The organism is Paenibacillus sp. ClWae2A (assembly GCF_032452295.1).
Taxonomy (GTDB): Bacteria; Bacillota; Bacilli; order Paenibacillales; family Paenibacillaceae; genus Paenibacillus.
Window position 1 is genome coordinate 670,315 of sequence record NZ_JAULSQ010000003.1, and the last position, 13,387, is coordinate 683,701.

Here is a 13,387-nt window from a genome sequence, read left to right on the forward strand (position 1 = left end):
CTTCTCTTTTAGTCGCTGTCCATTTATTATTAATGAATATGTGTACGAAGAGGATTGGAGGCTGAATCATCATCATGAACTTTGCCAAACGAATGGATCATTTCAACGAAGGAATTTTCACCCGGTTGCTGGAGATCAAGCGCCGCAGACTGGAGAACGGGCAGCCCGTTATTGATCTAAGTGTGGGTACGCCGAATATCCCACCTGCGCAGCATATTATAACTGCATTATGCGAGGCCGCAGCTGATCCGGCTAATTATATATATGCTGTAAATGATCAGAGTGAGTTGCTGCAAGCTACGAGCGATTGGTACAAGCAGCGCTATCAGGTTGATCTGGACCCGGCAACACAAATCTGTTCCTTGCTCGGTTCACAGGAAGGGCTGGCACATATATCCCTCTCTATTGTAGATGAAGGTGATCTGGTGCTGGTCCCTGACCCCTGCTATCCCGTCTTCGCGGATGGACCGCTACTGGCAGGTGCAGAACTGTATTATATGCCACAAAAAGAAGAAAACGGGTATGTTATTCAGCTTCAGGATATACCGGAAGATATCGCTCAGCGAGCAAAATTCATGCTGGTCTCCTATCCTAACAATCCGACAACCGCGATGGCACCGGATCAGTTCTATCTCGACCTGATTGCCTTTGCCAAGAAGTATGATATTATCGTGCTCCACGATAATGCGTACAGCGAACTCGTATTTGACGGAAAGTCATGTGGAAGCTTCCTCGCGTTTCCTGGCGCCATGGACGTCGGTGTGGAATTTAATTCCCTGTCAAAAACGTATGGTCTGGCCGGAGCTCGAATCGGTTTCTGTGTGGGCAATACAACCATGGTCTCCATGCTGAAAAAGCTAAAATCCAATATGGATTACGGCATGTTCCTACCGATCCAAAAAGCAGCAATTGCCGCCATTACCGGAGATCAATCCGAGGTTGAACGGGTCAGAGCTATTTATGAACAGCGCAGAGACATCCTCTGTGAGGGCTTCAGCAATCTCGGTTGGCCTATTGCCAAACCGGAAGCAACCATGTTTGTCTGGAGCCGCATTCCCGCTCACTACGACAGTTCGGAGCAATTTGCCATGGATCTGGTCACACATGCGGGTGTCATTGCAACCCCAGGCAGTGCCTTTGGTCCTTCAGGCGAAGGTTACGTTCGATTCGCGCTTGTTCAGGATATTGAAATATTGCAGCAAGCCGTACAATCCGTCGATGACAGCGGGATTCTGAAATCCAGCTAACGGGAGCATCATATAATGTGCTCAAGCAAAAATCCCCTCAAGGTCCACAGGCAGTAAGAGTTTCACGTTTGATAACGTGATCTCTACTTCTTGTAGACGTGAGGGGATTTTGTCATTTGGTGTGGGACCAGACATTCACTGGGTGATGCTACTTCTGTTGTGCCTACCAGGGTCCAAGAAACCATTATCTACGAAGAGCGGTTAAACGGGATTTTAAGCTGGCGGCTGAATGGTGCCAAGTGACAGCAAAAAGCCTGCTCGGGGAGCAGGCTTCCGGTTTCAACAATTTATACAGACTTGCGCCAGTTAGAACGATACATCAGATACAGGAAGTACGGCGTTCCAATGATCGCAATAAGTATGCCTGATGGAATCTCTGTTGGTGCCATGACGGTTCTGCCGATTGTGTCGGCGAGCACCAGCATGACTGCACCTGCTAATGCGGATAGGAACATCGAACGTCTTAACTTATTCCCCGTCAGTAGCCGTACCATATGTGGTGCAATCAGGCCGATAAAACCAACGGTTCCTACACAAGCAACTGCACCTGCTGCAAGTAATACACCAACTGTCATGGCTAATAAACGTGTACGACGTACTCCGAGACCAAGCCCAGATGCACTATTGTCGTCGAATACCAGCAGTTCGAATCTGCGTGCCAGCCACCAAGCCACCGGTACCAGAATAACTAAAAATAATCCGATAACCCTCACCTGTTCCCAGGTACGAGCATAGGTGCTTCCTGTCAGCCAGATATATCCGCTGCTACCGTATACCGCACCACGGACAATCAGAATCTGAATACCGGCTCCAGCAATGGCAGACATCGCGATCCCTAGCAACACAACCGCCGAAGGGTTCAGTCCTTTCTTCCAAGAGAGGGAGAACACAACCACTGCGGCAATGCCAGCACCGACGATAGCCGCGATCGGCAGCAAGTATGCCGGGAGACCCGGCCATAAGATGATGACCATCATCGCTCCAAGCCCTGCACCAGAAGACACCCCGACAATTGAAGCATCCGCCAGCGGGTTACGTACCGCCATCTGAATGAGCACACCACTGATTGCCAGTGCAGCTCCTGCACCTGCGGCAACAAGGGTACGCGGAATCCGAAGCTGAATCAGCGCGGAGAACAGTCCATCCGACTGGAATAGGCTCGGCAACCAATCGGCCAGTGGAATCCGCATACCGCCAAACATTGTACTGAGCAAGATAAGCACGACCGTTATGACTGAGAATAATACAGCCATCGGGCCAAATGCAAAGCGACGCGCAGCTCCTCCGGTGCTCATTGAAGTAGACATGCCTGATCCGTTCGCAGCCTTCATGCGTGTAAGAACAAGCCAGATGAGCCACGGTGCACCAATGATCGCCATAACGGCACCCGTTGGCAGCTCCATGCTGGAGTTATGCACCATCTTGGCGAGGACATCTGCTCCAACCAAGAGTGCTGCGCCCCATATGAACACACCGGGTAAAAGTAATCGGTTGGAACGTACGCCACTCAATCGAACCAGATGAGGTGCAACCAGTCCCACGAAGCCGATCGGTCCGATTACACTGACAATCACGGCGGCCAGTAATACAGCAAGTATTAACCCTCCTGCACGAGCCAATGCAACCTTTTGTCCCAAGGAAGAAGCCGTTGATTCATCCAACTCCAGCATATCCCACTGTCTAGACAGGACTAACGCGAGAAGGGTAATACCAACCACCCAAGGCCAAGCATAGGACACACCACTCCAGTCATTCTGGACAAGTGTTCCGGAACCCCAAAGAAATAACCCTTGCGTCTCCATGGAGAAAAAAATATGTAATGCGCTTGTAAATGAACCAAGCACCATCGATACAATCATACCGGACAACGCAAGTCGAACCGGGCTTGATGTTCGTCCGCCGCCCATGAAATAAGCCGCAAATGCTGCCAGCAGACCACCAAGAGCTGCGAAGAGAAAAGGCGACTGACTTAATAGACCTGGAAACGCGATAGCTCCCAGCACCACCACAAAGTATGCTCCTGCATTAATGCCCAGCGTATCTGAAGCAGCCAGTGGATTACGAGTAATCGTCTGAAGTAAAGCACCCGCAACAGCCAGTGCGCCACCTGCAAGAATACCAATCACTGTACGCGGCATGCGCAAATCCCAGACCATATTGTGCTCTAATGTATCCTGTCTGCCTGTAAGTGCGTCCCAAACGACATGTAAAGGAATGGACGCCTCTCCATAACACAGACTTACAAAAAAAAGCACGATGAGAGCGGTTAGACCGCCCCCATATATGCTTATTGTGCGCCAATTCATCGTTGGCTTAGCTCCTTGAACCGAACTCATTTGGTAATCGCCTCTACTACGCCATCAACCAATACTTTGGAGGAGATCGGTCCACCAAATGTCCATGTTGTGCTATCCAGTTGATATGTGCGTTTTTCCTTCACAAAGTTCAGTCCGTTCCAAACCGAGTTATCTTTCATTGCTGTGCCAAAGACGTCATCGTTTGGCTGTGTAATATAAATGAAGTTACTGTCCTGCACATCGGTTAAGGATTCAATGCCTACTGTAGAGAAGCCATAGTTCTCAACTTTGTCCGGCTGCCAGTCGTTAACCAGTCCGATTTTCTCCAATGTACCAATCACGACCGAGTTATCGGTGAACATACGCAGGCTGACTGCATTTTGATATGTGAACGCTTGTGTCAGTGCAAAGTTGAAGTTTTCTTTACCCGCAGCAGCCAGTTTTTCTTTGGCTTCTACATAATGCTGATCGAGATCACTAAGAACTTCTTTTGCTTTGTCCTCTTTGCCAAGAGCTGTTGCAATCGAGTTGAAAATTTCTGTCATTTTATCATAGTTATAACCGTCTCCATCGTACGGATCGAATTCGATTGTTGGTGCAATTGCATTCAGCTGATCATAGACCGCCGTATTATTATCTGCATTAGCAATGATGAGATCTGGCTTCAATGCAGCAATAGCTTCCAGATTCGGTTCACTGCGTGTTCCGATATCCGTTACACTGTCATCCAATGCTGCTTCGGATGTTACCCACACTTTATAGTTAGCGTTATCTGCATTACCTACTGGTTGAACACCCAAGGCAACGACATCTTCCGTATATGTCCATTCAAGCGTAACGACACGTTCTGCTGGCTTGTCCAGCTTAAGCTCTCCACGTTTATGCTTCACGGTAACAGGACCTGCTGTCTCTTCAGCCGGAGCACTACCCGAGTCAGTACCTTGACTTGGTTCTGTTGTAGTCGTGGTTTTACCACAACCCGCCAAAACCAGCACAAAGGCCAGCATGATCAACAATCCGTTTAACCCTTTTTTCATATCTGTATCTCCCCTGTTTGTATGTATTTATATGATAACAATTATCATTATCACTATTGGATTATGCCGTAGGAATTGATTTTTGTCAATGCAAAGTACCTTATTCCCATTCTTTTATGAAATAAAAAAGGAAAGGATCGCTCAACGGCAATCCTTCCCTACGATTGTTTAACTGTTTTCATTAACTCAACTGCATCGTAGTGATGCATGTATTATCATTTTCATATGTGGACAATTGTTTTTCTGCAACCTTTCCATCTCGAACAATACGAATCAGATAGGTTCTGTCTCTAGGCACCCAAAAATCCATAAATCCGTTCGCACCAGATTTGATCACTTCATCTTTCATAAAAGTGTTGCCCTGAGAATCGTGAATGGTAACGCTGAATTCCTTATTGTTCATTTCCCCCTGACAACCGGTCAGGCTATGCATTGCACACGGATGGGTCTGGTCCACATAGGGTGCAATCGAAAGGAAAAATTCATTTTCAGGCAAATCATAGGTAGTGGTATGTTTATCTTGATCTGTAACGATTAACTGTTTGGCATTAATGGAGGCAGATTCCGGTGTCTCTTTTTTTGTGCTGATATCTTCCACCATTTTTTTGATGTTGGGCGCATTGGCTGTACCTGCCTCTTCCTTGCCCGTGTTACTTGCAAATAGGTAGGTTCCGATCACAATTACAATTGCAATACTTGCAATGATCATCATTTGTTTTTTCATCTGGAGCCCCTCTCCTCGTCCCTTTTCATTAAGTATAATGGAGAACAAACCATCATGGACTTATACAGCAAGAAATTCACCAGATATTCACATATAAGGTCGGCTAAATTCGGGATAAGCATATATGAAATATCTGATCGATAAGTCTTACTGCTCATTACGTGAGTGACAATTAATGTCCCATAATCCGGGCTGCCATTTCCTCTGCTTGAAGCACCGCAGACAACGGGTCAGAGAGGAAATATCTATTCCAGTCAAGACTAATAACACGGCAGTGATCTGTCTCGATGGATTTTTCCCATGGTTTACCTAAGGCTTGATCATCAAACCCATATCTTGGACCGTTATCTAACACCAAGAGGTAGTCCTCCAAGTACCCACCTACCGCACTCCGCGCAATATCCAGGTATTCCAGACCCGGTTCCAACAGTTCCTGGCGAACCTTGCCTGCTGGCTTCAAGTTCAGTAACCCGTAGGCTGCTTTACCTCCACGAGTTCCCGTATTTCCCACAAGGGTAATATGTTCTCCCCAATTCGGATCAATGACGGTAAATGTCTTCTCTGCGGAGACCTTGCCCGTGATGGTTTGTTGCAAAGTATGTACTCTCCGCCCGTATTCCTTAATCCATGTTTCGGCTTCTGTATGGCGATTCAAAATACGTCCCATCTCACGGATTTCCTCCGCGACAGATGCGTAACCATTCCCTCCATAGACCACCGTAGGTGCAATCCGGGCATAGGAAGCATAAGCAGCAGGATTCCAGGTGATAATCAGATCCGGTTCCAGTTCAAGCACTTTTTCAAGTGAGATAAAATTATGATTGCCGATATCCTGTACTTGGTCATAGATATAGGGCTCCAGCATTTGGTTGCTCTCAATGAGTGAGTGTGGCGCTCCAAGAGGGGTTACCCCCAATGCCAGCACTTCTCCCAAATTCCAGTCCACAACAACACGGCTAGGCTTGTTCGGTATCATAATCTCGCCCATGCTTGTGGCCAATATCCGAGTTCTGGCTCTTGGTATCGCGGGCTCCGAGGACTTCCTCACTTGGACTCCTTTCAAATTTACACTATCCTGTGCTGGCCGGATCTGATCAACTTCAAGTATGGGTACCGCTCGTTCGCTCCATTCCGGATAATGACTTTTCAGAAGAGTGTTTGGTTGGAATGTATTCGGGGCTATATCTTGAATAATGCTCTCTCGACGTTTTCTGTAAAACTCGGGAGAAACACCATAATGTTTCTTGAAATAACGACTTAGCGTATAGCCGTTCTCATAGCCTACTCTCTCCGCGATTTCCTGTAAGGTCCCTTTGGTGCTCACCAATAGTTTCATCGCCTGTTCCATCCGAATCTGAGATAGCACACGACTGGGACTCGTATTTAATTGAAGCTGAAACAATTGGTTCAGATACCTTGGACTGCATTCCAACATATCAGCTACCTGTTCCATCTTGAGTGGTTCCGCGTAGTGACGTTTCAGATAATGCACCGCCTGATCTACTCGATCCAGCTTGGTTCGGTTCTTCCTCTGCTCCAGCATTTGTTTCAACATCTCGGCAAGCCACTGGTAGAACAACGCCTTGGTTTGAATTCGGCCTGCTGACTGTAGTTCATTCCACTGTCTGTATATCAACTGCATGATTTCAATGAATGGCAATGGATACGCTGGTTCAAAACCAAAACTGACTTGCAAAGACTCTACCCCATTATATGTTTGGGATCTTTCAGTATTTAGCTTCTCTGACTCTGGTGACGAATACGACAACACATGTATTTCCATCGACTTCTTAGCTAGACAATCCAGGCGCGTTCCTTTGGAGGCGTGCAGAATATATGTCCCTTTAATCTGATGCATCGCCTGCCCAAGCCAGATCTTCCCCTTGCCATTCGTAATTAATAAAAAAGCATTCGAGGGAAGTATCCACGTATTAGGATCTTCACTGATGTTAACGGTTATGATTCGAATATCCAGTAATCGGATTGTTATATGCTCCCATAATGCCCCGTATTCTTCTATGTTCATCGTCATGGACCTTTCTTTGTTTCTTCGTTACCACATCCAAAGCTTTGCCCCATCATATATGATAATCATTCTCAGTTCAACCAGTCGATTAAGTTCTGAAATGGTTATGCTTCCGCTTCCGAATCGGTTATTGTGCAATCGTCGAATTGCCTCTAGAGTTATATTAAATGAAAATCATTATCAATTAGAAAGAGGGTTCGTCATGTTGTTTAAGAAAGCTTGGTATCGTATGGCCTTGCCTGTTTTGGTGATTATGGCCATATTCATTAGTGGTTGTACCCAAAAAGAGACGGTGGAACCCGTCACGACAGAAACAGAAAGCACCGCACCACAGACAAGAACAATCTCCACAATGATGGGAGACGTTACAGTCCCCCTCAACCCGGAGCGGGTAGTTGTTGATTGGAATATAGGACATGTTCTGGCTGTAGGGGTAACACCTGTTGGTGTACCGAGCAGCCTGCTGGATTATGGAATGTTCCTGCGTGACAAGCTTGAGGATAGCGCAGATTTGGGTAACCATAGTGAGGTTTCGCTTGAGAAAATGGTAGAGCTGGAACCGGATCTGATTATCACATGGGACCAGGAGAAATTTCAGACCTATTCCAAAATCGCTCCGACTGTTGTATTCGTACCCGATCAGTATGATTCCATGGAAGCCGAGGTGACCGCCATGGGCGAGATTCTGAATCGCGAAGCAGAAGCCATTGCGTGGAACGAATCGTTTAAACAACGGATCACAGCTGCTCAGGCCAAAATTAAAGGTGTAATTCCAGACGGTGCCACCTTCACCGTTGCCGATTTTAACTTTTTGAAAAACCCAGCCATTATCGGCAACAGCGCCAATCGTGGTGGAAGAGCAGCCTATGAACTGCTTGGACTAACTCCGGCACCCAAGGTAAAGTCAGATCTTCTGGACCAAGGCAAAGAAAACCTCGAAGCGAGCGCGGAGGTTTTCGGCGAGTACGTGGGTGATTACCTGCTGATGATGGTTACAGAAGGTACGAAGGATCACTCCCTTTTGCCTAACGTCTGGGACAATCTGCCCGCGGTGCAGAACAAGCATATCTTCAAACTGGATATCCATAAATATTTCACCGCTGATCCCTATACCTCCATTCTGCAAGCCGAAGAGATCGCAGATCGACTCGCAAGTGGACAGACTGAGCTGAATTAGCGCAAGTTTCAAATCTAATGGAATAATAGAAGCCAGCACTAACGAATCTGAGGCGTCTTATTCAACGATTTGAGGCGCTTACAGAAATCTAAGGAACCTGAGACACTCTATACCCGATTAAAAAGCCGTTTTCAGTGTTTTTACTAGGAGGTTTCGTAGATAACGTGTCTGGTGTTCCTTAGAATTTGAAAAGAGGTTCTGAAGGCCAAATAAGATGTCCTGAGTTCTTTAGAAAATCATCTATCCATTCGCCAAGATTGGTAGTCTGGGATTCAAGACTTTTTATCCAGCTCAAAAAAAGATTACACAAACAGCGCCACCAGAATGATTCAGGTGGCGCTGTTTTATTTGGTTTGAATACGTCGCTGTCGTCAATGAGCATAAGCCGAAATACTATAAATATCTAGTTACAAAATGAGTGTTCATATCTCAATATCTTGCTACTACTGACAAAAGTCTTACGAGAATCCTTGCTCACCTGCAAAACGGGGATGGACATCAGCACAAGACAACTCCTCATCAGAAAATCGAATCCAGACATAATCATCATATAACACACCATGTGTTTGTTTTACGATCTCCGAAGCTACATAATCATTCAGACCCAATGATTGCAAAACTTTATCGGCATGGTGTCTGGTGCGAGGGAAGCATCTGGATTCAAAGTAATCCAGTACATCTCCAACGGTTACCTTGGACTTGCTTGGAAAAGGGAGAAAAACAGGAGATACACTTTTATCTTTCCATACATCAACCGTTTGATTACTATAATCCAATTTCACTTTTGCTATTACCTGGTCATGCTCCAAGACCTCAAACTCAAGAGGAGAAGATATAAATTTGTTTATTTTTTTCATCTGCTACCTCCCATAGTGATCTTTCATATTTCTTTGTTATGATTATATCACTTCTTCAACTTGTATTTCATTTCCTTACTTCATCATTCAATTTAAAAAAGCCCGACGCAAGTTCGAGTAAATCTCGAACTTGTTCGGGCTTCTTCAAATTCCCCTTCCTCTATCCGTACGAACCTATCTACGTATTGGAGAGGGCTTTGTTTTTTTCATAGAACCGAGCGTTGTGAGAGGATACACCCGCCATGTCGGAAGCAGCAGGTTCCAGATACGTCTTGGCACTGTTAACTGCGAGCACCGCATCGTTAAAAGCACCAGCGATCAGCCTGACTTTGCTTCCATAAGTAATGAAATCACCTGCTCCGAATATGCCTGGAATGTTGGTACGCATGCGCTGATCAACGGACACGCCGTAATCTTCACGCGCCAGCCCCCACTGCACGAGGTTGCCAAAATCACGATCATACCCATGGCTTACGACAACTTCATCCACTTCAACATGTGTGATCTCACCGGTTTCTACATGAGCCAGCTCGACACGGTCGATTTGGTCACCTGTACCGTATAAACGTGAAATGCTATATGGCGTCATGACGTTTGCTTGAGCTTTCATCTGGGCAACCGGCGACTCATGTCCGGTAAATTCATGACGTCTGTGTGCCACCGTAACTTTACTTGCTATTTTGCCCATTTCATTCGCCCAGTCAACTGCGGAATCGCCGCCACCCGAGATCAGAACACGCTTCCCGGCAAATCGAGATAGATCAGTTACCGTATAGTGCAGATTCGTCAGTTCATACCGATTGGCACCCTCGACATCCAGCTTTTGCACCTGCGTCATGCCTCTGCCCGCACATAACAGGATAGTACGTGTGTAATGACGCTCGCCTGTTTTGGACATGAGTACAAATACACCATCCTCACGTCGTTCAAGCTCGGCGATTTCCTGCCCAAACACAATCGTTGGATCAAACGTTCTCGCCTGTCTCTCCAGTGATTCAATCAGCTTCTCGCAGCGGATCGGATCAATCCCGCCCACATCCCAGATCAGCTTCTCCGGGTAGGTACGCATGAATCCGCCCAGTTCCTGCTTGGCTTCGATGATCTTGGTACGCATGGCTCTCATACCACTATAAAATGAGGCATACATGCCAGCTGGCCCACCACCAACGATGGTAATATCGTAGATATCCAATTGTGTCTCCGTTGTCATTTAAGGCACCAACTTTTCAACAACATAGTCCATTAATTTTACAGAGCCAATCGGACCCACACCTGATACGAATTGGCTTGTCTTCAACGGGAAGACATGATCATTCTTCACAGCCTCCAGATTTGACCACACTTGGCTTGCTTTCAGATCTTCCATAGATTTCTTTGTGTCATAACCTACGAGGGTTCTGTCTTCCAGGAAGATATAATCCGGATTCATCTCAGGCAAAAATTCCAGTGAGAACTGGCTAAACCAATCTGTAGAGTCTTTGATCGCTTCAGGGCTATTCAGACCCAGGATATCATAGAAGAAAACACTGCTGCTTCCTCCTTTGGGACCCATGAAACGGTAACGATTGTGCTCAACCCGAAGAACCAATACAGTCTTGTCTCCGAGAGCTGCGGCAATTTTCTCTTTTGCTTGTGAGGCTTTCTCATCGAATTCAGCCAATACTTTGGCAGATTCTTCGGTCTTATCAAATATGGCAGCCAGCTTTGGCATAGCACGTTTCATTTCACTGTTGGCATCCAGTGCCACCGTAGGAGCGATTTTGGACAATTCATCATATACGCCCTGTTCCATACCTTCGCCAGCTGCAAGGATCATATCCGGTGACAACGCCAGCAACTGCTCATAGTTATATTGATATTGCTCAACTTCAATGATCTGGACCCCGTGTTCTTTCAAATAATCAGGGCGGTATTCCGCTTCCACTTCTGGAGTTAACAAAACGATTTGGGGTGTGACACCCATCTCTATCAGATACTCGGCATAGATTGAATCAAACACAACCAGATTTTGAGGATGGGTCGGAATCGTTACTTCTCCAAACTGGTCCTGCACCACCTTAGTCCCACTCTCATTAGCTGCTTCTTCTGTTGTATTCGCTGCTCCTTCAGTTGGAGTACCTGCTGTACCAGCTGTAGCGTTCTCTTCAGTAGTTCCACCGGAACATGCCGCCAGCATCATACTGATCACCAACAGCATGATGGCCAACCCTTTAAAACTTCGTAACATGATATACTTCGCCCCTTATGTATATTGATAATGATAATTATTATCAAATAGTATCAAATAAGAAGTGTCTCTTCCATAGCATATCGTGCGTATTCAGTTGGATTATTGTGCTCTAGTGCTCTGCTTTTCCATTTACATATTTCACAATTTCGTTCAGGATCAATGATTGCCCTATAATCCCGCGACCTTCTACCCACAGACGGGTATCTATATCGAACACCTGATGGCTCTGGACTGCCTTTAATTCTTTCCACACACTGCTGCCCAATAGATTCCTCATGTTATCTTCCACATTAAAATGCAACATGACGCGCCTCTCCACAAACAGGTAATCCGGATTAGCCTGCATCAGCATGTCAAGGGAACAAGGATTGAACCACGCTTTACCATCGATCAGTGCGTCTGGAAGAGACAATCCAAGCTGTCCAAACAGCAATCGGGATGCTCCGCCAGACTGGCCCCCCAAATATCGATACCCGAATGGTTCCACTCGCAATACCATGAAGGTTGCACCAGATTCAATCACACTTTGCAACTGCTGGCGTGCAGTCTCCACTTCGTTTGTCATCCGGAGTTGAAGCTGTCTCCCCTCTTCTTGCTTGTGAAACCATATTGAACATTGGTGTAGCACACTTCCCATTTCCATATTCATTCCCCCGATCCATGGCGCAATTGTACGTAACTGGTGCCTGTATTCGTCAGACCACACATTTCCAATCAGGAGCTCAGGCTGCATGTGCCGAATCGCCTCGACATCCATTCCATAGGGTGACGCCTCCAGCATCTGTATCTGATGCGTTTGAAACAGTTCATATTGATGCTCGGGCAACAGCAAAGGGGTTACCATCACCCCCTCTGGGATGATTCCCAAATGAATTAAGACTTCAGCAAAAAGCGGGGAAAGGCACACTATCCTGCGATTTGGCAGCGTCTGTGCATACTCTCTTGGGGATACGCCTGTCAGTTGCTTGAAACGACGACTGAAATAATGTGCATCTTCAAATCCGAGTTTTTTGGCAATAACCTGTGAAGTGGCTGACGTTAGCACCAGCTCTTCCTGTGCGCGATAGATCCGGTAATAGGCCAGAAAATCGAGGGGCGGCTTTCCATAATATTCACTAAACTTGCGGGAATAATGCCACGGGCTCATACCTGAAATCTGGGCTAACTGCTTGCGTGTGATCACCTGATCATGATGCTGCTGCATGTAATGAACGGATCGACGCAGGCTCTCTTCTGTCGTATGCATCTTGTCCGGCTGAGCTTGGTACAGATGGTCCAACAACTCATGAATCAGATGTTGTCTGCGAACCCATACTGCATGTGGATTCTGAGACACTTCTCCGCTTACCTGCTGGCTCAGGCTGCCTAAGCTTCCATCCGTCAGTTGTACCTTCTGGTATCCAGTACCGTGAGGAACATGCCAATAATGCTTCACGATCTCTCGTTGGTTCTTAAGCATTGTGTACGTGTGGAACTGAATATGCCACCCTGCCAGATCCTGAAGCCCTCCCTCCATTACTTCAATCACCACATTTTCTTCTACCGCGATAAGCTGTCCATAAGAAACTTCGACTTGATGCCCATTTAGTTTCCAAATGGCTTTTCCATCCATAAGGAGGATAAAGGAGGGACTCGAAAAATAATGCACTTTGCCCGCAGTCATCCATGCCGGGGTTAAAGGTTCGGTTGATGCCCACTGCGCCACCCATGCTGCATTGTTCGTCATAAGATTAATCCTTTCCATACGCTATGTAAGATTGTACTTTCTTTCATTCGAATTTCTATCATTGTA

Annotated in this window: 10 protein-coding genes; 2 read left to right on the plus strand and 8 right to left on the minus strand. The window is 46.4% G+C overall.

Annotated elements, in window-relative coordinates:
• Positions 1-74: 74 nt before the first annotated feature.
• On the plus strand, positions 75-1,247 hold the full coding sequence (locus tag QVE09_RS14235; protein WP_315937277.1) for an aminotransferase class I/II-fold pyridoxal phosphate-dependent enzyme: 1,173 nt from the start codon (positions 75-77) through the stop codon (positions 1,245-1,247).
• 287 nt (positions 1,248-1,534) lie between these two features.
• Here QVE09_RS14235 and QVE09_RS14240 read toward each other — a convergent pair whose 3' ends face one another.
• From QVE09_RS14240 to QVE09_RS14255, 4 genes are all read right to left on the minus strand, one after another.
• Positions 1,535-3,583 carry an iron ABC transporter permease gene (locus QVE09_RS14240; RefSeq protein ID WP_315937278.1) on the minus strand — a complete coding sequence of 683 codons (2,049 nt, stop codon included), beginning with the start codon at positions 3,581-3,583 and terminating at the stop codon, positions 1,535-1,537.
• On the minus strand, positions 3,580-4,581 hold the full coding sequence (locus tag QVE09_RS14245) for an ABC transporter substrate-binding protein (RefSeq protein WP_315937279.1): 1,002 nt from the start codon (positions 4,579-4,581) through the stop codon (positions 3,580-3,582). Before QVE09_RS14245 ends, QVE09_RS14240 begins: the two co-directional genes overlap by 4 nt.
• 181 nt (positions 4,582-4,762) lie before the next feature.
• Positions 4,763-5,305 carry a CueP family metal-binding protein gene (locus tag QVE09_RS14250; RefSeq protein WP_315937280.1) on the minus strand — a complete coding sequence of 181 codons (543 nt, stop codon included), beginning with the start codon at positions 5,303-5,305 and terminating at the stop codon, positions 4,763-4,765.
• A 172-nt stretch (positions 5,306-5,477) separates the two neighbouring features.
• A complete protein-coding gene (locus tag QVE09_RS14255) occupies positions 5,478-7,331 on the minus strand; it encodes a helix-turn-helix domain-containing protein (RefSeq protein ID WP_315937281.1) in 1,854 nt (617 codons plus the stop codon).
• 202 nt (positions 7,332-7,533) lie between these two features.
• Between QVE09_RS14255 and QVE09_RS14260 the strand changes: the two genes are divergently transcribed.
• Positions 7,534-8,508 carry an ABC transporter substrate-binding protein gene (locus QVE09_RS14260; protein WP_315937282.1) on the plus strand — a complete coding sequence of 325 codons (975 nt, stop codon included), beginning with the start codon at positions 7,534-7,536 and terminating at the stop codon, positions 8,506-8,508.
• A 458-nt stretch (positions 8,509-8,966) separates the two neighbouring features.
• On the opposite strand, the gene QVE09_RS14265 is transcribed toward QVE09_RS14260, so the two are convergent.
• From QVE09_RS14265 to QVE09_RS14280, 4 genes are all read right to left on the minus strand, one after another.
• Complete coding sequence (locus QVE09_RS14265; protein ID WP_315937283.1) at positions 8,967-9,365, minus strand: hypothetical protein; 399 nt, start codon at positions 9,363-9,365, stop codon at positions 8,967-8,969.
• 178 nt (positions 9,366-9,543) lie between these two features.
• Positions 9,544-10,575: an NAD(P)/FAD-dependent oxidoreductase gene (locus QVE09_RS14270; protein WP_315937284.1), complete on the minus strand. Its 1,032-nt coding sequence runs from the start codon at positions 10,573-10,575 to the stop codon at positions 9,544-9,546.
• Entirely contained in the window at positions 10,576-11,592 is a 1,017-nt protein-coding gene (locus QVE09_RS14275) for an ABC transporter substrate-binding protein (RefSeq protein WP_315937285.1), read from the minus strand.
• A gap of 112 nt (positions 11,593-11,704) precedes the next feature.
• Positions 11,705-13,321: a helix-turn-helix domain-containing protein gene (locus QVE09_RS14280; protein WP_315937286.1), complete on the minus strand. Its 1,617-nt coding sequence runs from the start codon at positions 13,319-13,321 to the stop codon at positions 11,705-11,707.
• Between the last annotated feature and the right edge of the window lie 66 nt (positions 13,322-13,387).